This is a genomic window from Aquimarina atlantica (genome assembly GCF_000626715.1).
GTDB classification, from domain to species: Bacteria; Bacteroidota; Bacteroidia; order Flavobacteriales; family Flavobacteriaceae; genus Aquimarina; species Aquimarina atlantica.
Window position 1 is genome coordinate 95,061 of the sequence record NZ_AQRA01000006.1, and the last position, 24,564, is coordinate 119,624.

General features: G+C 32.8%; 24 protein-coding genes. 5 read left to right on the plus strand and 19 right to left on the minus strand.

Annotated features, from left to right (window positions below; translation table 11 throughout):
- Positions 1 to 9: 9 nt before the first annotated feature.
- Positions 10 to 513, minus strand: a complete 504-nt coding sequence (locus ATO12_RS14020; protein ID WP_051575846.1) for an ankyrin repeat domain-containing protein — start codon at positions 511 to 513, stop codon at positions 10 to 12.
- A gap of 24 nt (positions 514 to 537) precedes the next feature.
- Positions 538 to 1,542, minus strand: coding sequence for an SMP-30/gluconolactonase/LRE family protein (locus ATO12_RS14025; RefSeq protein ID WP_034242792.1), 1,005 nt, complete (start codon positions 1,540 to 1,542; stop codon positions 538 to 540).
- A 236-nt stretch (positions 1,543 to 1,778) separates the two neighbouring features.
- On the opposite strand from ATO12_RS14025, the gene ATO12_RS14030 reads away from it, so the two are divergent.
- Entirely contained in the window at positions 1,779 to 2,795 is a 1,017-nt protein-coding gene (locus tag ATO12_RS14030) for a sensor histidine kinase (protein WP_034242793.1), read from the plus strand.
- 31 nt (positions 2,796 to 2,826) lie between these two features.
- Positions 2,827 to 3,522: a LytR/AlgR family response regulator transcription factor gene (locus ATO12_RS14035; RefSeq protein WP_034242794.1), complete on the plus strand. Its 696-nt coding sequence runs from the start codon at positions 2,827 to 2,829 to the stop codon at positions 3,520 to 3,522.
- Positions 3,523 to 3,539: 17 nt separating this feature from the next.
- On the opposite strand, the gene cysE is transcribed toward ATO12_RS14035, so the two are convergent.
- The 5 genes from cysE to ATO12_RS14060 all read right to left on the minus strand — a co-directional run bounded on the left by cysE (position 3,540) and on the right by ATO12_RS14060 (position 7,770).
- On the minus strand, positions 3,540 to 4,274 hold the full coding sequence (gene cysE, locus ATO12_RS26595; protein ID WP_051575847.1) for a serine O-acetyltransferase: 735 nt from the start codon (positions 4,272 to 4,274) through the stop codon (positions 3,540 to 3,542).
- Between the two features lie 15 nt (positions 4,275 to 4,289).
- A complete protein-coding gene (locus tag ATO12_RS14045) occupies positions 4,290 to 4,703 on the minus strand; it encodes a DoxX family protein (RefSeq protein WP_051575848.1) in 414 nt (137 codons plus the stop codon).
- A gap of 4 nt (positions 4,704 to 4,707) precedes the next feature.
- Positions 4,708 to 5,463: a DUF6503 family protein gene (locus ATO12_RS14050; RefSeq protein WP_240486137.1), complete on the minus strand. Its 756-nt coding sequence runs from the start codon at positions 5,461 to 5,463 to the stop codon at positions 4,708 to 4,710.
- Positions 5,464 to 5,496: 33 nt separating this feature from the next.
- On the minus strand, positions 5,497 to 6,870 hold the full coding sequence (locus ATO12_RS14055) for a nuclear transport factor 2 family protein (RefSeq protein ID WP_165583383.1): 1,374 nt from the start codon (positions 6,868 to 6,870) through the stop codon (positions 5,497 to 5,499).
- Positions 6,871 to 6,939: 69 nt separating this feature from the next.
- Positions 6,940 to 7,770, minus strand: a complete 831-nt coding sequence (locus ATO12_RS14060) for a class I SAM-dependent methyltransferase (protein WP_034242797.1) — start codon at positions 7,768 to 7,770, stop codon at positions 6,940 to 6,942.
- A gap of 292 nt (positions 7,771 to 8,062) precedes the next feature.
- Here ATO12_RS14060 and ATO12_RS14065 point away from each other — a divergent pair, with 292 nt between their 5' ends.
- A complete protein-coding gene (locus tag ATO12_RS14065) occupies positions 8,063 to 9,685 on the plus strand; it encodes an amidohydrolase (protein WP_034242798.1) in 1,623 nt (540 codons plus the stop codon).
- Here ATO12_RS14065 and ATO12_RS14070 read toward each other — a convergent pair.
- Positions 9,682 to 10,353: an RNA polymerase sigma factor gene (locus tag ATO12_RS14070; RefSeq protein ID WP_034242799.1), complete on the minus strand. Its 672-nt coding sequence runs from the start codon at positions 10,351 to 10,353 to the stop codon at positions 9,682 to 9,684. The genes ATO12_RS14065 and ATO12_RS14070 overlap by 4 nt on opposite strands.
- Before the next feature lie 108 nt (positions 10,354 to 10,461).
- On the opposite strand from ATO12_RS14070, the gene ATO12_RS14075 reads away from it, so the two are divergent.
- Positions 10,462 to 10,842, plus strand: coding sequence for a hypothetical protein (locus tag ATO12_RS14075; RefSeq protein WP_034242800.1), 381 nt, complete (start codon positions 10,462 to 10,464; stop codon positions 10,840 to 10,842).
- A gap of 93 nt (positions 10,843 to 10,935) precedes the next feature.
- Here ATO12_RS14075 and ATO12_RS14080 read toward each other — a convergent pair whose 3' ends face one another.
- Together ATO12_RS14080 and ATO12_RS14085 are read right to left on the minus strand one after the other, a co-directional pair.
- Positions 10,936 to 11,706 (minus strand): hypothetical protein, encoded by a 771-nt coding sequence (locus tag ATO12_RS14080; protein ID WP_051575849.1) that lies wholly within the window; start codon positions 11,704 to 11,706, stop codon positions 10,936 to 10,938.
- Positions 11,707 to 11,845: 139 nt separating this feature from the next.
- Positions 11,846 to 12,556 carry a class I SAM-dependent methyltransferase gene (locus ATO12_RS14085; protein ID WP_034242802.1) on the minus strand — a complete coding sequence of 237 codons (711 nt, stop codon included), beginning with the start codon at positions 12,554 to 12,556 and terminating at the stop codon, positions 11,846 to 11,848.
- Positions 12,557 to 12,626: 70 nt separating this feature from the next.
- Between ATO12_RS14085 and ATO12_RS14090 the strand changes: the two genes are divergently transcribed.
- Positions 12,627 to 13,121, plus strand: a complete 495-nt coding sequence (locus tag ATO12_RS14090; protein ID WP_034242803.1) for a YkgJ family cysteine cluster protein — start codon at positions 12,627 to 12,629, stop codon at positions 13,119 to 13,121.
- 93 nt (positions 13,122 to 13,214) lie between these two features.
- Here the strand turns inward: ATO12_RS14090 and ATO12_RS14095 are convergent, their stop codons facing one another.
- From ATO12_RS14095 to ATO12_RS14135, 9 genes are all read right to left on the minus strand, one after another.
- On the minus strand, positions 13,215 to 13,895 hold the full coding sequence (locus ATO12_RS14095) for a Lipl32 family lipoprotein (RefSeq protein WP_034242804.1): 681 nt from the start codon (positions 13,893 to 13,895) through the stop codon (positions 13,215 to 13,217).
- A gap of 297 nt (positions 13,896 to 14,192) precedes the next feature.
- The gene (locus tag ATO12_RS14100) at positions 14,193 to 19,001 is read right to left on the minus strand and encodes a tetratricopeptide repeat protein (RefSeq protein WP_034242805.1); all 4,809 of its coding nucleotides are present in this window, start codon (positions 18,999 to 19,001) and stop codon (positions 14,193 to 14,195) included.
- 179 nt (positions 19,002 to 19,180) lie between these two features.
- Complete coding sequence (locus tag ATO12_RS14105) at positions 19,181 to 19,618, minus strand: hypothetical protein (protein WP_034242806.1); 438 nt, start codon at positions 19,616 to 19,618, stop codon at positions 19,181 to 19,183.
- A gap of 137 nt (positions 19,619 to 19,755) precedes the next feature.
- Positions 19,756 to 20,484 carry a hypothetical protein gene (locus ATO12_RS14110; protein WP_131248839.1) on the minus strand — a complete coding sequence of 243 codons (729 nt, stop codon included), beginning with the start codon at positions 20,482 to 20,484 and terminating at the stop codon, positions 19,756 to 19,758.
- A 113-nt stretch (positions 20,485 to 20,597) separates the two neighbouring features.
- Entirely contained in the window at positions 20,598 to 21,668 is a 1,071-nt protein-coding gene (locus ATO12_RS14115) for a DUF6620 family protein (RefSeq protein ID WP_034242808.1), read from the minus strand.
- A 33-nt stretch (positions 21,669 to 21,701) separates the two neighbouring features.
- Positions 21,702 to 22,733 carry an SPFH domain-containing protein gene (locus ATO12_RS14120; RefSeq protein ID WP_034242809.1) on the minus strand — a complete coding sequence of 344 codons (1,032 nt, stop codon included), beginning with the start codon at positions 22,731 to 22,733 and terminating at the stop codon, positions 21,702 to 21,704.
- Positions 22,734 to 22,753: 20 nt separating this feature from the next.
- Positions 22,754 to 23,518 carry a hypothetical protein gene (locus tag ATO12_RS14125; protein ID WP_034242810.1) on the minus strand — a complete coding sequence of 255 codons (765 nt, stop codon included), beginning with the start codon at positions 23,516 to 23,518 and terminating at the stop codon, positions 22,754 to 22,756.
- A gap of 22 nt (positions 23,519 to 23,540) precedes the next feature.
- Complete coding sequence (locus ATO12_RS14130) at positions 23,541 to 23,744, minus strand: hypothetical protein (RefSeq protein WP_025666644.1); 204 nt, start codon at positions 23,742 to 23,744, stop codon at positions 23,541 to 23,543.
- A 109-nt stretch (positions 23,745 to 23,853) separates the two neighbouring features.
- Positions 23,854 to 24,537 (minus strand): Lipl32 family lipoprotein, encoded by a 684-nt coding sequence (locus tag ATO12_RS14135; RefSeq protein WP_034242811.1) that lies wholly within the window; start codon positions 24,535 to 24,537, stop codon positions 23,854 to 23,856.
- Between the last annotated feature and the right edge of the window lie 27 nt (positions 24,538 to 24,564).

The following is a 24,564-nucleotide window of genomic DNA, read 5'->3' on the forward strand; positions in this document are numbered from 1 at the left end:
TTTGATTGTTTAAAAGAGGTCTATTTTTGTCTTTTTTAGACCTAAAGATTTTAGATACTCGGCAACTTCTTTTGATTCTTCACCTCCTCGTTCTGCATGATGAAGAAGAGTATACCCATGTGGTCCTTTAGCATGCAGTGTTCTGGGAGAAAATTCTAGTATCGATTTGATGATGTCGATCTTCCCGAAAAGAGTAGCAGTAAACACATTGGTTTGAGCTCCATGATCTAATAGGTATTGAGCCAGTTCTTTATATCCAACATGACTTGCGGCTCCCAAACATGTTTCAAAATCCCCACCTCTCCAATCATGTGCAGCATTGATCAGGGTAGGATATTCTGCTAATAATTCTTTTACGGTTTCCAAACTCTTATGTCCGGCACTAACAAAATGCTGCACTATTTTTTTGTCTAATTGTGGTTTTTTCTGCTCTTGCGAAAAGATCACATTCGGAGCAGCAATACATAACCCGGTAGTTAACACACCAGTAGTCAAAAATTGTTTTCTGTTCATGATCAAAGTTTTTAAAAGATATTGTTAATCATCTAGTTTTACTTTTAAAATGGTAGGTTCATATAATTTTTCTATAGCGAACAGTGATCCGTCTTTATTAAAACTTCCGAACTGTGCGTTTGCGATATAATACAATTCATTATCGACCAGAACTCCTGTTGTGGGATTGTTCATCATAGGATGATTGTGTTCTAGCAGTACAGTTTTTGTAATTGCATTTTGCTTAGCATTAAGGACGAATTTTCTAACTGAGTTTTTACCTGGTTGTATACCGATCAAAGAGTTTTTATAAAAGTATAATCCATCTATGCTTTTACTACTATTTGTATCTGCATCCTCAAGATATTGTATGTTCTCTTTTTTTTTGGTTTTGATATGAATGCGAGTAATTCCTTCAGCATGTGCTACAAATAAATAAGTTTGGTCGTCAGAAATGGTAATTCCGTTAGGGTATTTTATTTCAGAAAAACGAGTTAAGACTTTTAGTTCATCTTCATTATTCTGAATGGTATATAGCATAGGGCTCGAAAACATATGTGTAGCATACAGATTTCCCGATGTATCTAAAACCATATCATTAAAGAAATGCGCTTCTCCCGGGATATCGATCCAATATTTTTTGATGAGCTTTCCGGTTTGCAAATCATATTTAAAAATCCCGGCAGGACGCCCCTCGTTTTTATCTTTTCTACTATATCCGATAAGATTACTTCCTCCAGAGCTACATACCCATAAGTGTCTTCGTACCGGATCAATTTTCATCCCTATAATCATATGTAAACCGTCTTGTTGTGGTTGTACAAAATCACGATGCGTACCATCTTTGGATCGTTTTATAATTTTTCCTTTTCGGGTACTTCCTATATAAAAAGATTTATCTGTGGGATCATAAGCCACGTTCTCGGGCAATAAATCCTTTTCGGGAATTGTATAGGCTATAAAACTTTTGTTGAATTGCTCAATTGGTTTTTGCGCAATACCATAAAAACCAAATCCGGTAAAAAGAATGATATAAAAAACTGTTTTCATCTATTTTGTTTTAAAAATAAAATATGTGAGGTGGATAATGTTTAGTGTTTTTCTTCTTAAGACGAATGTATTTGATAAAAGAATTGAGAGGATCGATTTTATATCAAACCCTTCTTTTTTAATGTGTAATTGTATTATACTTATGTGAGTTGATTACACATAAGTAAATGATAGATTTACATAAATTATGAGTTTAGGTAGGACTGAAAACCAAAAATCATATAGCTTTGTTATTGATGAAGATTAAAAGTATTTGGTTTCATATTGGTTTTTGGATTGTATATACTGCAATATTTACTATTGTTGAAGCTAGTTATAAAGGAAAGTATACCGAGGCATTAGCTTTTGAGCTTATGAATATGCCAATGCGTCTTATTATCGTATACTTTAATTATTTTGTTTTGTTACCCAAACTCTTATTACAAGGCAAAACGGTAAAATACTTTGTATATACAATACTCACATTAATTATCTCAGGATTTGTTCAGCGAATTATTAATTATGAGGTGCTATCTATGCTTTATCCAAATATGAAAGATTCTGGATTGTGGTTGCCTTATAAATTTTTACAAGCTTCTATGATCATAGCTTCTCCTTTAATTTTTATTATAGGAATTTCGGTTATCTGGAAAGTAGCAGAGTTACAAAAGAGGGCCAAAACTCTTGAAAATGAAAAATTGCAATCAGAATTGAAGTATCTAAAATCACAGATTAATCCTCATTTTCTTTTTAATACCTTAAATAATATCTATGGTCTGTCTTTAGAAAGCTCTAAAAAAGCTCCAGAACTGATACTTAAACTATCTGATTTCCTTAGTTTTTCTTTATACGAGAGTTCTCAAAGATTTATTCTTTTAGAAAAAGAAATCAGTTTGTTAAATGATTTTATTGATTTAGAAAAATCTCGATTTGAAGATAGGGTAGATGTACAGGTTTCTATCCCCGAACATATAGATCCGATATCTATTCCTCCTCTTATTTTGGTGCCATTTGTAGAAAATGCATTTAAACATAGTTTAAAAAACGAAACCAAAATTGCTCATATAATTGTTAAATTAGAGGTAATAAATAATCAACTAATCTATGAAGTTATAAACTCGAAACCCGAAGCTACTGTAGAAGATTCTTCACTAAAAGGAATTGGTTTACAAAACATCAAAAAACGATTAGATATCCTATATAATGATCGGTATCAATTAGATATTAAAGATGAAGAAAGAGTATATACTATTGTATTAAAAATTATGATTTGATAAAGTAGTTGCAAAAAAATAAAAGAGATAGATGAAGCTTCGATGTATTATAGTAGATGATGAGCAGACCGCAAGAAATATTTTGAAAAAATATATTGGGGATGTTTCTACTTTGGATCTAACGGGAGAGTTTAAAAATGCTCTCGAAGCTTTAGATTATATCCAGAGTCATTCGGTTGATGTGATGTTTTTGGATATTGAAATGCCTAAGCTTTCGGGCTTAAATCTGGCCAAAATTATAGAGCATAAAATTAAAATTGTGTTTACAACGGCACATCGCGAGTTTGCTTTAGAAGGATTCGATTTAAGTGCAGTTGATTATCTGTTAAAACCTTTTTCTTTTGATCGATTTTTAAAAGCCGTTCAAAAAATTAATCCTAAGTTTTCGAATACCACTGTTACATCTACACCTGTGGTTGATCATATTTTTGTAAAAGCCGATAAAAAAATGGTCAAAATTAATTTTTCAGAATTATTATATATAGAAGGTCTAAGTAACTATGTCAAAATTCATACAATAGAGAGTACTTTGGTTGTTTACGAAAAGATGAGTGATCTGGTACAGCGATTACCTTCTTTTTCTTTTATGCGAATACATAAATCTTATATTATAAATACCGAGAAAATAAACACATATACCAAAGAGTATGTAGAAATTAAAAAAAGACATATTCCAATAAGTTTAACATATCGAAATGCATTATTGTCATTTTTAGAAAAATCCTGAAGTTTCTCTTAAAAGAATTATTGTATTTTATTTGCTTTCCCTTTAGGTTTTGCTGGTATCCCTGCGACTGTAATGCCGGGTGCTGTATCTTTTAGAACTACAGCTCCGGCGGCAATATTAGAATGTGCTCCTATAGTTATATTTCCTAATACCGTAGCGCCTGCTCCGATAACTACGTTAGAACCGATTTTTGGATGCCTTTTTCCTTCTGTTTTTCCAGTACCGCCCAAGGTAACATTATGAAACATAAATACATCATCTTCAATTTCACAGGTCTCTCCTATAACAACACCTATCCCATGATCTATTACCAAGCCTTTACCAATTTTTGCAGCAGGATGTATATCGATAGCATAGGTTTCAAAAATTCTGTTTTGTAACCATTTGGCAGTTGTTGAATTTCCTTTTTTGAATAGTTCATGAGAAAATCGATATGCTTGTAATGCTTGGTATCCTCTAAAAAAGAACAATACTTCAAAATAATGAGTACACGCAAAATCTCTTTCGAAATAAGAGGTGAGATCTCGTTTAAAAATATCTTTTAGTCCTGTATTGTTGATGAGTATCTCATTAAAAATAGCAGCTAACTCGCTAGACGTTATAAGATCATCAGAAAGCTTTTTACTCAGTACAATACTTAAAACATCTGCTAAGTCCTTGCATTGTTTTTGGTATCGATCTAAAATTTTCTTTGCAATTGGCTCTGAAGTATTTTCTAATTCAGATTGAATTTTATCCCAAATATTGCTCATCTATTTTTTTAGAGTTTAAGGTTTACTTATAGATAGCTTATCTGCTCCTGTAAAGATAAAAGCAAGGCAACAGAATAATATAGCCAACGCTGGTGTGGTGGCTTCAATGCTATCACCAAGACGTATATGTACCAGTACCGCAATTATAAAGTTTATAACCAGAACTAGTGAAGCTAACCGTATATGATAACCGATAAGAATCAATAGCGCTCCTATAGCTTGTATATACACAGATAGGATAGCACTAATTACGGGAAAAGGAAAACCGTTGATATGAAGGAAACCAGAAAATTCTATCATTCGTTCCCAACTAACGATATTGTCTATTACTCCATATAACAAACGCAAACTCACAAAAATTCGTAGAATGAAAATCCCAATATATCCTCTGGAGCTTAATTTTTCTTTCAAATCATATATCCTACTCATACATTTACTTATTTCGAACTATTTCTTTCACTATGATATCAGATCCCGAATACGCATCGGTATCATATTCGTGCCAATGTCGTATTCTTGGGATTTTGACTCCTTCAATGATAATCTCACCAGAAAAATAAAGGCGTTCTCCTTTTGTAGGGTCATCAGGAAATACAATTTCGATACCTAATAGGGTATAATCTTTTTGAGAAATAAATACATTCCAGTGCTTAGAAAATATTTCTTCTTTTAATACAAGTTCGATTTTATAACTATCTGTATCATTAAATACAGTTTTACTTGTTTTACCAAAAGTATCGACTGCGGCTTTGTTTAGAGACATAGGTAAGCCAATTAAATGCTGATAAAACTTTTGATAATTTGGGTTTCTTTCTGGTTGTAGTCTATATTTTTTTATTTGAGTGCTATCGGTATTAACCTCTCCGTCAAGTAGTGTTGTTGAGATTCCTTTTTCATCTATTATATGTGTAGATATATGCTGATCTCTATTTCTTTTTAATTCAAAGCTATGATCATTATTATTCATTTTTAAGATAGAATACCGGTGAGGGTTGGATAAACGAGGTTCTTGTATATGAATTTTGAAATTTGTTATCGGCCAATGATTATTGGGGTCGTATGTTTTTATACTTTTATTTAAGATGGTTTGTGTATCTAATTGTTGCTGAGTTTTCTGAGAATTACAACTCGAGCTAAAACATACAGCTAGGATTAAGATATAGTGCAATTTGTAGTACCTGATCTTCATGTTTTTATTTTTATGAAATTTAAGTTTTTATTTTTAATTCGGTTCAATTTTACTATCATGAAATCCTGCACGTTTCCATAGATTGCTATCTTTTACCCATACATGAGATACTCTATATTGACTTTCTTTGGGTTTTCCATCTCGAATATCTGAAGTTATTATTTTTGCAGTAACAATTGCAAAGTTATTATATAACTCGAGTTGTGTTTCTTTCATTTCATACCTGGTAATTATCAAATTACCGTTGTCAATATCTTTTTTTCTGTTTTTTAAATATTTTAACCAGGCTGTTTTTCCTATTGATTTTGATGTTCCGTTGGTATGTAGATAATTATCGGTTATCAAGTTCTCGAGTTTTGTAATATTACCTTCTTTAAATGCTGTATTAAACATAGTAATTGTTCTAGCAAGTTCTAACTTATCGGATATAGAATTAATTATGTTTTCTATTGCAATATCTAAATCCACTTCATTAGTTAGATAAGGAGGAAAATACTTGTGTATAGCATGCTGATAAAAACTAAAAACATTCTCACGATCCATATATAAGGTATACTCATTAATTCCTTGTTCTAAAAATGCTTCCTGGCTTACTTTACCTGCTGTATAGAATAATATGGCATGCCATAAATTTTTTGGAGGCTCTACTTTTAGCTTCTCACTTACGCTATTTATACTTTCTGCGATGGCTCCTTTTCGTCCTTTTATTACAGTATGGCTTGCTTCGTGAAATAAGGTTTCTACCCAATCGCCTGCTATTTCTGGATAATTGGCAACAGTACTTAATACAATAGAACTAGGGACTCTACTTAGTGTAAAAGCACCACCTCCCGGACTTTTTATCGAAAGATCAATGCGTATTTTGGTATCCTGCCATTTTACCTGAGCTATTTTTGCCATTCGAGAAATGACAATATTTTCTGTTTTTTTGATAAGATCAATATTCTCCTGTAACTTATCTGTGTTGATTTGTCGATGAGTTTTCCAAAAGTGAGTACTATAGATTGGTTTAAATTCGTTGAGGTTTTTTATAAAAAGAATTTCAAACTCTGATTCAGGAAGTACGTCCTGCTCATTATAGTTAGTGATCCATTTTCTAAACCCTATCAATTCCTGATTGAAATGATTTTTTAAATCTATATGATCTTTATAATAGGTTATGGTTTTTTGAAAAACTACTTTTTCTTTTTGACTAAGTTTTTGCCAAACCTCTTTTTTAACCACCTTATCTAATGGTTTTTTATACGATGCCGCAGCAGTTTCATACAAATAAAAATGAAGATTAATCCAGAAGTTATTATGAAATTCAAAATATGTAGTGGTTTCAACACCTGAAACTTTAGATTGTGCGATCAAAGAATAATTGAATATCAAAATAATGTATAGGGTAATATATTTATATTTCATGTATTTTCTCTTGTGTATCATTTAGATTATTAGTAGTATATAGTACAACTTTTGGTACGCCCCAATTCCTTATTTCTCTGCTACAATAAACATTTTCTTAGCATCAGTAGTATAAGGTTCTTTTTGATGACCACCTTCTATAGTTTTTATGTTAAACCCGACTTGTTTAAGCATTAGTTTGATTTCAAATGGAAATATAATACGCCATTTCATACTATAGTTTTTACGTTTTACTGTGCCATCGGGAAAAATTTCATCATACCAGCCATATAATTCCTGAATCTGGTCTTCATTCATAGGCCCAGATGCTGCAAATCTTGTATACGAATTACCGGTGTGAGAATTTTTTCTTGTAAAAAATGGTTTAGGTATGGCATCGCCAGATAGGTTTAAAATAAATGGATTCATAAGGTCTATTACCACTAGTCCACCTTTAGACATATGATTATAAATACTAGATAAGGCCTTACATTGACTATCAAAATCAGGAATACACATGAGGCTATTAAACGCACATATTGCCAATTTATAGTCTGTTTTATCCAGGTTTAATAGCGTTATGTCTTGTTCTACTAGTTGTATGTTTTGGCGGATGTTTTCATTTTCTCTTTGTAAATTATGTTCAAATTGTTCTAATATACCTCTAGAGTTATCAACTCCGGTAACTCGATGACCTGCTTTGGCCAATGGTATGGTTACACGGCCAGACCCGCAACATAATTCGAGAATCTCTCCATTGTTTTTTGTTACAAAATCAAGAAAACGATCGACATCATGTTTAAGACCTTGTGAGGACACAGTGTCATCGAAGTTTTTAGAAAAAACAGAATGTTCTTCTGAAGGGTAATCACTATCATAATATTGTATTGAAGCATGATCCTTTGGTAAGTTTGTATTCATAAATTTGTTTTTAAGGTATAGCCTATAGTAGTATCTCTATTCGTTTTTTGATTGATTCTTTTATGATGATGAGATTGTATTGCTATCTCAAAAATATTGTTTCCTTTTATGAATAAATCGTGAGTTTTGGGATCAAACGGTCTCATTTTTATGAAATGAGACAATTCTTAACAGTTTTTATGAATTTGAGTACGATCACGGTTTAGAGTAGGATTCTTATTATATTAAGAAAACCTTAACCACTACACCCATAAGATATATTTACATTTAGAGCTTTAAAAACTCGACAATAATGAAAAGATCATTCTTACTATTAGTTAGTATTGTATTACTTTTTTCTTGCAAGAAACCGATTGAAGTAGACTTATTGGTTATTAATGCAAATGTATATACTGTAGAGGATACGAATCCAAAAGCAGAGGCATTTGCTATAAAGGAGGGAAGATTTATTGCTGTAGGGAGTAATGATGAGATCTTAAAAGGATATACAACAGCTAATACTTTGGATGCAGGAGGAAAAACAATAGTACCTGGATTGATTGATGCGCATTGTCATTTTTATGGTCTTGGATTACAACAGCAAAAAGTAGACCTGATGGGAACCAAAAGTTATGCAGAAGTATTGGATAGGATTGTAGCTTTTCAGAAAGAAAAAAATGTATCGTTTATTACGGGACGAGGATGGGACCAAAATGATTGGGAGGTAAAAGAATTTCCGACCAAAGAAAAATTAGATAGCTTGTTTCCTAATACTCCTGTTGCAGTAACCCGAGTAGATGGCCATGCAATGATCGCAAATCAAAAAGCATTAGATCTGGCTAAAATTACTGTAAGTACCAAAGTAGAAGGGGGAGAGATACTTCAAAAAGATGGAAAACTAACAGGTGTATTAATCGATAACCCTATGGGATTGATTAGTGCAATTATTCCTAAACCTACAGTACAAGAGCAAATACAGGCTTTAAAAGATGCCGAGAAAATTAATTTTGGGTATGGTTTAACTACCGTAGATGATGCAGGATTGAGTCCCAAGGTAATTACACTAGTAGATAGCTTACAGAAAATAAATGAACTTAAAATCAGGATGTATGCTATGGTAAGTAATGTACCCGAATATGTAGATCATTATCTAAAGAATGGGGTACATAAAACAGATAAGTTAAATGTTTCTTCTTTCAAAGTATATGCAGATGGGGCATTAGGGTCTAGAGGAGCTACATTAAAGCGACCATATGCAGATAAGGAAAATCATTATGGAGCTATGGTCATAGGAAATGATGAGTTTAAAACTCTGGCAAAACGATTGGCAGGATCACCTTTTCAGATGAATACTCATGCTATTGGGGACTCGGCTAATGCAGTAGTCATGAAAACGTATTATGATGTGCTTCAAAATAAATCAGATAGAAGATGGAGGGTAGAGCATGCCCAGGTAGTGGCTCCAGAAGAATTTGAAATCCTTAATAATAATCTGGTTATGAGTGTACAGCCAACTCATGCTACAAGTGATATGTATTGGGCAGATGAACGATTAGGAGAAGAACGTATAAAAGGAGCATATGCATATAAAAAATTATTAGAAAAAACAGGTAGAATTGCTTTGGGTACAGATTACCCTGTAGAGCATGTGAGTCCGTTCTATACTTTTTATGCAGCAGTAGCACGAAAAGATCTAAAGCAATACCCAGAAGGTGGTTTTCAAAAAGAAAATGCTCTTAGTCGGGAAGAAACCCTAAAAGGAATGACGCTTTGGGCAGCTTACAGTAATTTTGAAGAATATGAAAAAGGAAGTATAACTGCAGGTAAATTTGCAGATTTTGTAATCCTTGAAGATAATATTATGGAAATTGATGAAGATCAAATCCCAAATATAAAAGTGAAAGCTACTTATATTGATGGAGAAAAGGTGTATTAGATAGCATTCATTACTTTATCTACAATGGTATCGCATTTACTAAATCCAAATTCGAAGATATCGGTATCCTGAGAGAGATCATAGAGTTCTTCTCTAATCATATCTTTAGCACGATGCAGACGCACCTTTACATTAGAAACCGTTAATCCTAAACAATCTGATATTTCGGCCATACTCATCCCTTCAATTTCTCTAAGAACATAAACGGTTCGGTATTTTACATCTAATAGATCAATAGTTTTTTCTAAGATCTGCTTTGCTTCTTGTCGTATCATTTTTTTTTCGGGATTTAATTGTTCTGTGTCAGGAATCTCGAGAACAACATCATTCGATACGCTATTTTCAGATTTATATAGATTAAGATATTTTCCTTTTGTTTTTAATCGAGCTAGAGTTTCGTTTATTCCAATTCGAATCAACCAGGTAGAAAATTGTGAGTTGTGCTTAAACTGGTAGAGTTTTTCGTAGGCTTTTAAATAGGTGTTTTGCATGATGTCTTCGATTTCTGCAAGATCATTTATATAACTTCGGATAACTCGATATAGTTTTTGATTATTTCTTCTTAGCAAGATTTCATACAACTCTTTTTCTCCGGCATGAATACGATATATTACATCAGAATCTGATATTTTATGAGTTTTATAATCATTGATTTTGATAGGTTCCATAGCTTGTTATTTATAGCTTAGATGAAAAACTGCATAAAAAGTTACAAAACTTTGTAACCAAAAAATGATTTTTTTATCTAAAAACCGAATAACAAAAAAAATGAAATTATGGATTCGCAGATTAAGACGGTTTTTATACTACTAAAATATACCTACGGCCTTGTACCTATAGTTGCGGGATTAGATAAATTTATTAATATACTTACAGACTGGAGCCAGTATATTTCTTCTGGATTTGCAGCTATATTACCTTTTGAAGCTAAAACGTTTATGAGTATTGTGGGAGTGATCGAAATTATAGCAGGTATTTTAGTGCTTTATCGCCCCAGGATAGGTGGATATGTAGTTATGGGATGGTTATTGGCGATAGCGTTAACTCTTCTATTTAGTGGGCATTATATTGATGTAGCTGTAAGAGATATAGTGATGGCTATAGGAGCATTTTCACTAGTAAAATTGGCAGATTCTATAGTTCAACAAAAAGTATAAGCAGATTAAAAAAGAGAAAGATTAGCGTATTAGGAATGCCAGTGATTTTTTTCGGGAAAGCATCATCAGTATAAAAGGTGGTGCTTTCTTATTTTATTTTCCTCCATTTGCTTGCAGATCGGCAATACATTGGGCATCTAGTTCCGGGATTACGTTACCCATTCCCATCATCCCGCTACCAAATTCTATTGCAGCTTCCATCAAACAGTTTGATACATTACAGTGGTTACTTGCATCTGGATCTTCATGCTCAGATTGTAAAGGAGTACCCAGATTTACCAGTCCCAATAGATGAGAAAATTCATGGTTTAGCGTAGCGGTTTCTATGGCGCTAAGAGAAGGAGAATTTGGCCTTATGCTTAATGCACGTAATGTACCTTCATAGATTACTATCGAGGTATTTAGGTACGCAGAACCTAAAGTTACTTGCTCATTGGTGTCATTTTCTTTACTTCCATCTGCAAAATATACATATACAGTGATATCATCTTCTTTATTAAACAGTGTTCTGGTAGTATTTTCGATTTCTGCTACCTCTTCAATAGAAAAAGGGGCCTTACCAGAAGAAGGTATAGAACGTTGCGTAATGGTAACTCCGTCGGGTTTAAATAAGCGATCTTGTAAAAATTCTCTAAACCCTTGTATTGCTTGTGAGGTAGGTTCGAATCCTTGCACAGCTACGATCTCAATAGTTAGGCTATTAAAATTGGTTGCACTTAGCAAATCATTTGCAGAGCTACCCAGAGGTTTTTTGTTGTTTGCTTGTAAAGCATTTGAAACAAGGGTGTTATCGTCATCGTCAGAACATCCAATAAGAATAAAAGAAGAGATTAACAAGTAACCAAAGAGCTTTGTTATTTGCACAGGATTTCTTTTTTAAGAGGTTATAACTGTAAGTAAACGAATTTACATCGTGTCTTATTTCTAGTTTAACTTTCTTGTGTTAAATGGTTTTTTTGCCACAAAGATTGTACCATCAATGTTATGATAAAGATTTTTACTATTATGCTAAGGTAAATCTGGCCAGGTAATCATTATTTTCTCCTTCAACTATTAATTCTGAAAGTAAACCGTTGGCATTTGCAGCGTTTTGAAGTGTATTATAATCAATATATAACCAATCAAACCATTCTGATTCTTGTTTTTTATATTTTAATTTATATTGCATTTCTCCATAATAACCGGCAGAGGCATCTACCCAAAAGCCTCCGTCTTCATCCTGAAAAAGGTAGGAAATATCTGATGAATCCATTAAAATTTGACCTCCGGGAGCAAGAAGTGTTTTAGCATGAGTAAAAAACCGATCAATATGATCCAGGGTACCAATAATACCACTACCATTCATTAATAATAGTATGGTATCGTATGTAGCATCACTATGATCATACATATCTTGTACCGCTGCATGATGTACTCCTCTTTTTTTACAGATTTCTATGGCACCTTCAGAAATATCTATAGCTTTAACATCTAACTTTTGATTATTTTGAAGAAACAAACTATGGCTTCCGGCACCGCAACCTACGTCTAGTACTTTTCCGTATGAAAGCTCTAATGCCTTTTGTTCTATTTTGGGCATTTCGGGATACTCTCTAAACAGGTAAGGAATAGGGATATGATCATCATCAAAATCATTTGCCTGTACGATAATGTCTTCGGTATATTTTTTATTGTAAAAATCTTTGATGGCTTTTCCGAAGATATCTTTATTCATGAGGTACAGTTTGTGATTATAGGAAACAATATTTGGTAATCAAAACTCTCAAAAGTCTTACTTTTGTACTATGCAAGAATTCATAGACCAATTACCAAAACTGGCCAAAGATAAACATAACGAGAACAAAAAGTTCTTTACTAAACTTAAAAAAAAAGCGCCTAAACAACTGGATTATATCATGCAGGAGTTACATGATGAAGAGTTTAGCAACACAGATTGTTTAGAATGTGCTAATTGCTGCAAAACTACAGGGCCGTTATTTACGGATAAAGATGTAGATCGAATTTCAAAATTTTTAAAAATTAAGCCTAGACGATTTGAAGAACAATACCTAAGAACAGATGAGGATGGAGACTTGATATTGCAACAAACTCCGTGCACTTTTCTTGGGACCGATAATTACTGTGCGATTTATGAAGTAAGACCAAAAGCATGTCGAGAGTACCCTCATACAGATCGTAAAAAATTTCAACAGATATCTAATTTGACGTTGAAAAACGTGGCAATTTGCCCTGCAGCATATAATATTGTAGAAAAAATGAAATCTAAACTACCTGTATAGCCATATAGATGAAAACAAATATTCCCATATATTCTTTTAAGGAATATATGGGAATAACCGCAAGTGTGTGCTCATTACATTAGGATTTATATATTATCCTTTTTTTAACTCTTCGATAGTTTTGGCCATTATTACTCCTGGTAATTTGATAGGAGCAGCAACCTGAGCTAAGAAAGTACCTTTTACTTCGCCAGTTTTGTATGTGGTAAATCCAATACGGTATAGTCCGGCAGTTAATGCTTTAAGAGGGTCACCAACTTCACTTTTATATCTTAATAGCGAATTGTAACTACTTCCACTAGGCTGCTTAGGCATTTCGCTACTGTCATCATTACGTTCTAGAACAGTCCATTTAGCACTTTTTACAGCTTCTCCGGTAATTTTATCCTTGCTTATGATATCAGAACGCTCTAGCGTAATATAAGTATCAAAGAAATCACTAGAACTTGCATTTTCTGTATATGCAGCAGATGCAGTAGCTCCTTTTATTTTGTTTTTACCTACAGGAGACATCATTCTTATACCAAGTTCTGGAGCCACAGCAGGAATCCAAACATAGATGTAATAAAATTTCTTACCATCTTTTACTTCGTCTTCATTACCAGGTGCAGCATATCCAAGATATGTTACAACATCTGTATAAGGCACCTTTATAGTTTTTGGGCCTATCTTTTTTTCGGTTAAACCACCAAATTTCTTCAATTTCTGTGCTTGAGCATCAATAGAAGTTCCTAAAGCAAATATGCTTAGTAAAATTAAGATTTTTGTTTTCATAAATACTTGATTTGATTTTAGTGATAAATACACACACTTCTTATCACTATAGGTTAGTTTTATTGATAATCTATGATTATCGATTTAATTACAAATATGAGAGTTTATAATTAAAATAAAATATAAAAGACGATACAATTAATTTGAAATAATGATTGTTTAACATTAGAATTTCTTTAATAACCAAATATTTTATCCCATTTTAACCCCTCTAGTATAGAGAACTTTTTTTAAAATCCATGTATTAATGATATGTTAATTTGTTTAATTGTTGAAACAGACTCATCACCCGGACAATTACTTGTTAGACTCATCTTCTACATCATTGATTATTCCTTTATTGGTAGAGATCTCGTCCATCATTTCTGAAGAATGTCCATTTTGTTTAGCTTTTTGTACATAGTTTAAGGCTTCTTTTGGGTTTTTAAGTTTATAATATATCTCTGCAATATTGGCGAGGTACATAGGTTCATTGGTGGCGGTTAGCGCAGCGTTTTTAAAATAAGGTAATGCTTCTTCATAACGTTTTTCGACATCTAATGCACAACCTGTAAGATTGTATAACCGTGCGAGTGTTGCAGCATCATGAGACGCTTTTTTGATATACTCCTCTTGTTTTTCGAGATATGTAGGAATTCCCTCTTTTAACCAAAGTAGGCGTGCTTTTAAAAAATACACCTGACCAAATTCTGGGTCTATTTTTAGAATAGCATCTCCTTTTTTCTCTGCCAATTCGAGGTCTTTATTTTTTAAATCATTCCAGGCCGCCTGAAGCAGTGCAAACTTACTTTTTTCTTTGATGTTGTATAAATCAATTTCTTCAGAGAATTTGTCTTTGTTATCGGCGATAGCTTCGACAATAATTTCTGCCATACTCGCTAGTTCTGGTCTTTTCTGAATATGTTTGTAGGTGTAATGAATGAAGTTAAAAGCTAATAATCTGTCATGGTCATAATTTTCATCTTTGGCGATATTTCTCGATAGTTTATGGATGAACATATGCTTAAAATCCTCTCCATAAATGTATTCTCCCTGTTCAAATAATACATCTATAGTGGTATACCATGATTTTTTATATGGCTCAGCTTCTATGGTATTATCCCAAATAGGTTTTTCTTCTTCAGATTTAAAACTTTGTAGTATACGTTTTACCTGTTGTTTTCGATATAATTGTAACAAGAATGTTTCTTCGTTTTCATAATCATCATCTGCAAAAAGATCGTCATCATATTTCTCATTACGCTTTTTAGCAGAATTTGCTTTAGAAATCAATTTATCTGGAAATTTTTCGTGCCCTAATTTAATAAGCATATCGCATACCGGTATGATCATATTTTTTATACGATGATTTTGTTCTATATCAGTGTCAGATTCAAATTGCTCAAAAATTTCTAATAATTCCTTTTCAAATGGTCTTATGGCAATCAAGGGGAGTTTAGAGATGTTTATTATACTTCTATGGCTATCTCCGATATAGTTATAATAATCAAGAATATCATGCGTATCGGTTAACAATTTTTTGATATAATTATAGATAGATTTATGAGAATGTATTTTATAGCGATAGGCCAGCTTTGCTATTAGAGATTCATCATTTAGCGTATCTAAAATATCTAATAAGAATGTTTTAATTTCAGGATCTTCGGCAAATTCATCCCAAAGACCATATCCATTATTTACCAGGATTGATATGTATCCATCTTTTATGTTCAGAACAGCTGGTGTTTTTTCTAATACAGGCTTTGGAATACTGTATTTTGCACCATTCAACATGATATTTTTAACAATTTTTCTGTCGGGATGAGAAGTAATGATTTGAAGGACCTGAGCTTTTAATCTTCGAATAGCAGTCGAAGAATCACCTTCTTTTTGTTTTGGCTCAAAAACTGGTCCGTGAATATATGTCAATGTTATTTTGTTGTTATCAGAAGAGGCAAGAAGGTTTTTAGCGTTATCTTTTGGCTTTTTTGGATTGATTAGCTGTAGTAATTCTTCAAAAACACCTTCTTCATCAACCATTCTGTTTTCTAATTGTTTAATCAGATTATCATTATTGCTAAGTATAATATCTTTAACAGTTTCTGGATCTTGCGACGAACTGATTTCGCGATAAGGATTCCAGTTATGATTGGGGAATTCTAAATACCTGGACTCATTATTTATAAGTATCGAAACATGTTTTGAAGTTATTGTATTAAAACGATCATTCGAGATGATTTTATCCATGACACGATTTAGATCATAATTTATTTTCATGATCTGGGGATCAAAATTAATATCCAAAGTATCAGAGAAATATGGATAAATGTTAAATTCTGAATAGACCATAGGAAGTTCAGATCCCTCATGAAAACCAGATACTATTGCAGGACTTGAGCATTCCTGAAAAGAAAGTGATATCGATCCATAATCAGGTCTGTGCTCCAGAATTACTTTTCCAATACTAAAATCGGGATGATGTTCTACTAAATGCTCGAAACACTCAATAGCCATATTTTCTAATATATCCTGAACATCAAATTCCTGTTTCTGCTGAGTAAGGTTTTTGTCTTTTTCTAAAATACAGATATCATATTGAGTAAAACCTATAACAATATCTTCATCATACATTGTAGCTATGTTATAGGTTAATCGTTCGTAATATAAATTTTCCTTGTTTAGACTTTCTAACCAATTAACGAGTGAAATTTTACCATTATCTTCTTTAGAAAGCGTGGTAAACAAAAATTCATCACCTGTACTACATAATAATATATTGGGTTTTTCTGAAAAATAGTAAATAGGAGCAAGGTCATCCCAGTTATGACAAACAAATTTCGGGTCAGCAGGGTTACTTATATCTATCACAGATCGGGTAACCATATAATGTTCAAAAAACTCTACATGCATATTACCAGGAGTCTTATCTTCTATAATACTGGATAAATGTGTAGGATTACTTTTATCTTGGATATCTAATAGTAGAACTAAGCCAGCACCAGCCCCCACAACTAGTAGGTTATCGTTAATATGAAGGCTATATCCGCTTTCTATAAATACATCTGAAGAAATCGGGGGCGCATCAGGAGTAGAAAGATCAAAAATTTCGAGATACTCATTATTGCAAACATACAAATGACCATCTGAAATATTGAGATTACCATATTTAGGCACTTTTTTAGTATTTCTAATACTACCTTCTATAGGAATAATAGTATTTCCCCGGATTTGATATCTTACAATTCCTCTATCATAATCTGATATATATACTACTTCATTATGGTAAGAATAGTGGTACCTTTTTTTCTTATCTAACTCGATGATACTATGTTTTACTACCTCATGAGTATTTGTTATTTCTGCTGTAAAAAGTTCTTTATCGCCATTTACCGCGACGAATTTATTTTTGCTAATAGGTACAGCCCAATTTAGATTAACATCTTTGATTTTATGAGTTAGGTAATAACTATCTTCATAAGGTACTTTTTCTATTACTTGTTTATTTTTTTCTGGGATAACAAGAGAAGATACTTTTACTTTGGATTTAAAATCTTCTTTTTCTTTCTTTTTTGCTAAATAATCATCATATGCTTGAAGCATATATGGAGAATCTGTAAACTCTTTTTTAAATAGTGTATTGTGAATAGTACTAGAAAAGGAAATGTTCTGAAAACAGTATAACGCATTTTCTTTTTCTCCAAGAACCGTATATAAATGGGTTAATGCTATAGCCGCTCTGCTTGCCGAAGAATACCCGTTATTTTCTGACATAAAAGAAATAAGTTCATCTTTCAACTTATTAAGCTCATCTTTCTGATCTTGATATAGTCGAATATCAAATAACCACTTTGGCAATAATGCATCTTTTTTAGCACTTTTGTTTTCTATAGAATCATAACACTCATCAAATTCTTCTTTGCAGTTAAGGAAATATAGATTTTCTAACAGATGTACTTTATAATGATCTGATAGTTGTTTTATAGATGTAAGGATTGCTGTTGATTCTTCATATCGCCCTTCAGAAAATAACCTGGCGGTTAAGAATTTTTGGAAATCTGAATAGTTTTTATTGGTATCGGGTAAAAGTGCTATTGTTTTTCTAAAAGCTTCTTCACCATAGTCATAAAGCTTTTCTTTTGCTTTGTATGGGATATCCAGATTATGCTTTTGTATAGTGTTTAGCCATTTTGTAAAGTCGGATTCGTTATGGATAGGATCAGGAACCTGCAAAGAATCTATTATTTTATCCGGAAACCGTATCATAAATTTGTCAAAGGCACTAAAAAAAGCTTCTTCTGATAAATCACCTTCTTCTTCTTCGATATGGCCTCCATCTAGTTTCCAATCTTCAAATTCATCGGTTAATCTAAAAATTGCTTTTTCTCTTTCTTTAGATTGTACAAAACCATACTCGATGTTTTTGATATCATAGGTGTATATATTGCTTTCTGCTTCAGGACCTTCATAGATATTACTTTCTGGATAAAACAAATAAAAACCAGTGTCATAAAATTTTAGATAGGGATAGGTTAATTTTGATTTGGGTAAGGTAAGCATCACATTATAAAAAGGACCCGAACCATTTGGATGGTTAAAAGCCAATATTCTCACATTATCATCCTGTTTAAAAGTAAGTTTATGTGTCACAAAACCTACAACATGTTTGAAATCTTTTTGAGTATAAGAAGTAGCGACTTTTTGTATAGCACTTTCAATTTGAGAAATCAATTCTTCTCGTAAACATATTAGGTAACTCTTATACAATTGATCAGATACATGATTAAAAGTAAGCGCAGGCTTTATTTTTGTATATTTTTTATCCTGTTCAGTTGCCTGATCAATAAAAGCAATATCTAATTCTTCTCTTTTTTCAAAAGCTTTATCGGCAATATCTAACCAATCTGATATTGAAATTGTACCAATATCTGCAGCATCACTACTATATCCGGTACCATAATAATATTCATCCCACTCATTGTTATAAGTTACTTTAAGTACATCGAAATTTGTAGTAGGCGAAATGATAATCATTCGCAGTTCTTCGGGATTAATTTTGCCTGATACAACAGCTTGATCTATAATTTCTTTAAGTTGTTTTTGAATGAATGTAGTGATGTTTAATTGCATAGGTTTTTTTTCTATAGATTAGTGCTATAATAATTTATAATCTAGTTGTAAAATATGAGAATTTAGTATTAGAACTAAATATCTTTTGTGTTTAATTATATTGCTATCGATAAATATTAAATTGATTCTAAAATTGTTCTCAATTTTAACAAGATAGTTTGATAATTTCTATGTTCTTACTACACGAAGAATAAGAAAGAGGCTATAATCTGCCAGCAGCCAATAATGATTCCTAAAACTCCTAACTTACCTTGTTTTGATGCTGACTTTCCTCTTAATTGATTTGCTTTTTCTTTTATAGCTTCATTTTTGGATAAGAAAAACTTGCTAATTGAGCGAAAAACTAACATGAAACCTAATACAGCTTGCATAGTATTCCCAATTAATATGGTGATCCACCAGATAGGAAATGTTGTAATCCATTCTAGATTTAAAATTGTCGAAATAACTCCCCACACCCCCCAGAAACAGAATATAAGTCCGATCATAAGTCTGATCAAGCTTGGCAACGGTTCGATTTTTTCTAAAAACTCTTTTGTTTTTGGTGTTTTTGATAGCAATAATGATGGTGCTGCTACTATAATACTTAATAAAATCAATGTGATTCCTTCAATCATAGTTTTTAGTTTTAAGGTGTGAATACTTATTGTTTTGATCCCTGTTTTGAAGCCTAAAACTCACAATACAAAGATGAGATGTATAGGTTTCGAGGTTGTATTTTTTAAAAAACTATCTTTTATAAATTATCGAGATATTATATCATTTTTTCTAACTCAGGAAGCTTGGTGTCAATTTCGATTTGTCTTTCTCTGCATTCTTCAGATTTATTACTTTCGGGATGATTAGCGAGAAAACCGTTAAGTGCCATTTGCATCTCTTTAAGGTATCTTATTTTTAATGAAATTTTTTCAGTTTCCTGGTATTTTTGCCACGCTTCTTCGACATATTTGTATTCTAATTCCTGCCGTTCTAATTGTTTAATTTCTTTCCATTTTGGTAATAGATCTATTAATTCCTGCGAATTAGGAAAAGCTTTAATCGTATCTTCCAAGTCAGGAACAGCAGCATATGCAGGCCTTAAGGTAGTATCAGAGAAGAAAGCTATGGCTTCTTTTTCACTATCTCCAAGAAAGACAGATAAGATTTCATTCCACCCTGTCGAAATAAACAAAAAGCTACCATCGGGTATTGTTGTATCGGTGGTAAGTTTATACATGTTTTCTTTTTCTAAAGGCTCTATGCCAAAATTTACATCTTCATTAAACCCTCCTAATGCTAGTTTTCTTGCTTGAGCCACCAGGGATCCACTTTCAAAATTTTGTAGATATACAATAATCTCTATGTGATCATTTTCTCGTACTACCGACGGAATCTTGTTAAGGTGTCTAAACTCAGGAAAACTGGTGTTATTGATGGGGGCAAATGATAGATATCTATCTTTACTTTTAATATATATTCCGAATTGTTTGATATTATTTTCCATGATTCTTTTTTGTTTTTTAAAAACAAGATGGCCCGATTTCATCTAATTTGCAATGTAGTGTAATTGGGTTGCAGATGAATCCCAGGCCATCTATACGTAAAATGTTATTGGGATTAAAAATCGATGTCGTCTCCTGCTTTTGCCGAAGCAAATTCTGCATTATATTTTTCCATTAATTCTCCCATTTTTAATGCCATGCGAGTATCTGTAGCCATTTTTGTGGTCCAATGCATACCTACAGAACTCCAATCGGTAACTGTAAGTCCGTATTCTTGTAAGATTGAAGCAGCATCTTTTCCTTGCGTCGCTCCCATATTTTGATGACACATCACCTTAACATAAAGCTCGAAATCTTCATAAATATCATTGTTACCTGCAGAAGAGCCAGTTTCAGATTCTTGATTATTTTCTGCATTGGCAAATTTGCCAATATTCGAATTCATAAAAGCATCACCATATACTTTAGAAATTGCAAAAGTTGTGTCTTGAGACATTCTTGCAGTCCATTCTGCAGATACTTCATCCCAGATTGGTTTTTCTGTTCCTACAACTTTAAGTACTTCTTCTAGATCCATACCTCCAGCTATTTTTGCATTGGCAGCCGCCCAGGTTTCCATATCAATTCCATTTATAGGATCTAATAATCCACCAGCTTCTGCTGCTTCTATATGAGCATCCATCTGGGCATCTAGTTTAGCTTTTTGCTCTTTTAAAAGGTTATCAGCAGCATCGTATGCTTTTTCTTCAGCAGAATCTAGTAAAGCTATTCCCCATAAAAAATGGTTTTCATCAGAGAATCCATACTCTTGAATTTGATCATTAAATTCTGAAAGATCACTATCTTTTAGATTTTTTATATCATTAAGGATTTCGGTAGCATTCTCGTGAGAAAGTTCGCGAACCTGCTCTGGCATTTCTAATTTATGTACATATCCGTATCTTCTGATTCCAGACTTAAATTGGTTATTAAGATCTACCCAATGTGGTTCATTTAGGTTAGGTTTAAATGGCCACAGATCATAATCTTCGCCTTCTTCAAGATCCTGAAAAGAAAGATCTGCACATGGCCACGTCGTGTAGTCATAGTTGTGCCAATCCATACGATCAATAATCGCTAGGTAATCTCTGTATTCGTCTTTTTGTTTTCCTGAAACGTCTTGATATAATTCATTTACGGTACTCATATGGTGTAATTTTTAAAGATTGATTTTTGTTTTTTAGAATTGAGATAATATTTCCTGTTTTTTTTGTTTGTATTCCTGTTCGTCGATTAAACCAGCATCAAACATTTTCTTTAGTTTTTCTAATTTTTGTACTGGGTCATCGCTTTGAGGTTGAGGTTGAGAAGGAGTATTTTGTTGAGGTGTAGATTGCTGCCCCTGATTATTCATCATGTTTCCCAACATTTGACCCATTCCCAGGCCAGCTCCCATTTGCATACCGATATTACCACCGCCTTCATTTTTTGCCATATTTTTTAAGGCTTCGAGTTGTTGGTAATCCTGGTAGCTTACTCCAAGTTCTTTCATCGCCTGTGCTTCGGCACTCATATCTGCGATTCGACCAATTCTTGTTTTGGTTTCTTCATCAAAACTGGTTCCTTCTATCCTAAAATCAAGAAGCTTAAAACCTAATTCATCAAAGATTTGCGCACTCGAATTCTGAGAGAATGCTGCAATTTCATTACGGTGTTTATCAATTTCTACATAGCTAAACGAAGCGTTAGCAAGGAAATCACTGATAGGTTGGGTAATTCTGGATAGAATAACTTTTTGTATCGCTTTTACAGGATAGTAGTCATCACCTGCAATAACATTGGTAAAAAAATCAACTGGTGTAGTGATTTTGAAAGAAAAATTACCAAATGCACCTAATCCTACAGGAAAATTATAAACAGGGTCTTTATAGGTGATAGGAGAGGGGGTTCCCCAGCGTATATTTTGCATTTCTGCTTTTCTATAGAAGAAGATACCTACTTTATGAGCAGACTCAAAGGTGTACATGATATTCTTTATGGTCGTCCAAAAAGGAATATTCCCTGTTTTAAGATCGTAAAGCCCTTCTTCTTCAAAAACGCCTTCTACTTTGCCCTCGTATACAAAAAGACATCCTTGTCCGGGCCCTACGATCAATTTTGAAGCATTTTTAATCTCGTCCCCGTTTTCTGTCCATTTTTCAAAAAGAGTTTCGGGTTTTGGGTTTTGCCATTCGATTACCGAACGGAGTTGACTTCTAAATGAATTTGACATATTTTTTTCTTTTAGGATTACTAATAGTTAGTTAAGAATGCAGTTTTAGCCTTGAGATCTTTTTCATACCGGTCTTTATAATCTGGTATAATTTCGATTCTCTTCTTTAAGTAGGCCTCTACATATTTTTGATATAGAGGTGTTAATTCCTCTTTGGAATATGTTTCAGAATCTTGTATATAATTTTGAAACTTAAGTTCTTCATACTGCAGATAGTGCTCTAATGCAGCCTCTTCCCCAAGAGCATGGATAGCAAAATGCTCGATATTTCTGGCTTTAGTCCCTGGTTCGAATGTATTTACTGTCTGGCAATATTCACAAGTACTATAATAGGATCTGAAAAAATTATCTTTTACCGGTAGTTTAGCTTGACATTGGGTACAACAAAAATCTTTGGATAAAGTATCTTTTACTTCTTGTAGTAATTTTTTTGCAGCATCTGCAAAAATTTTCACTTCGTATGATTTTAGTTTTTGTTCAAGTTTAAATTTGATGAGGTATCCTTTATCTCTTTCCTGTATAAATTTTTTGGAACCAAATTCTGCTCCTGCATTTTCAAAAGCTTCTTCGACTTTGTCGTCCCATGTGCTATCTATTTTCCAGATAAGTTCATTAGCTTGAGAATAAATTCCTTGCCAGGCATTGTGAAATGTAGTAGTTTCAAAATCAGTTGCTTTAAATAATAGAGGCAATGCAGCTTCTGTTTTTTCTAATATCTCCTCAAATCGATCTTCGATTTTCTTAAGGAATCCATCCCATCTATTTTGTGTTTCATTAAATGACATACTTTTAAAGGATTATTATTTTTTAATAGAATTGGTCTCCACAGAAATCACAGTATTTAAGATCTGTGTCTTCGGGTCTTGCTGCGCCACAGCTTTTACATCGTTTGGTTTCGAGGCCAGCATTTGTTTCTTCATATTTTTTTGTAGAAGAAAGTGCATTAGCCAGGATATCATCAAGAAGGTTTTTTTCTTCTTCTTTAGAGTTTTGTTTATCGTTTTCTTGCATCTTAAAATTGGTGATTTAGAGAGAAGACATGTACAAAAGGGGTTATTCCCATATTTTTTGGAGAAAAAACATAGGAATAACCGTAGGTGCTACTATTCCAATTTATGTTTTATAGCCCTTTTTTTAAGTCTTCAATAGTTTTAGCCATTACTACTCCTGGTAATTTGATAGGAGCGGCAACCTCTGCCAGGAAAGTACCTTTTACTTCACCAGTTTTGTATGTAGTAAAACCAATACGATATAACCCAACAGTTAGTGCTTTAAGAGGATCACTTGCTTCACTTTTGTATCTTAATAGAGAGTTATAACCACTTCCGCTAGGCTGCTTAGGCATTTCGCTGCTATCATCATTACGATCTAGAGTAACCCAGTTCGCACTTTTTACAGCATCCTCACTAATATTATCTTTACTGGTTATATCAGAACGTTCTAAAGTAATATAGGTATCGAAATAATCAGTTGATTTTGCATTTTCTGTGTATGCTGCTGATTTTGTTGCCTTTTTGATTTTGGTTTTCCCTACAGGAGACATCATTCTTACCCCGATTTCTGGAGCAACAGCAGGAATCCATACATAAATGTAATAGAATTTTTTACCGTCTTTTACTTCATCTTCATTACCAGGGGCAGCATACCCCATATAAGACACAACATCTGTATAAGGTACTTTTATGGTTTTGGGACCTATCTTTTTTTCGATAGAACTGCCAAACTTTTTTAATTTTTGAGCTTGGACATTTAGGTTGCTTCCAAAAGCAAGAATAACAACTAAGATTAAAATTTTTGATTTCATTTTTTTGATTTTATGTGTTAATTAATT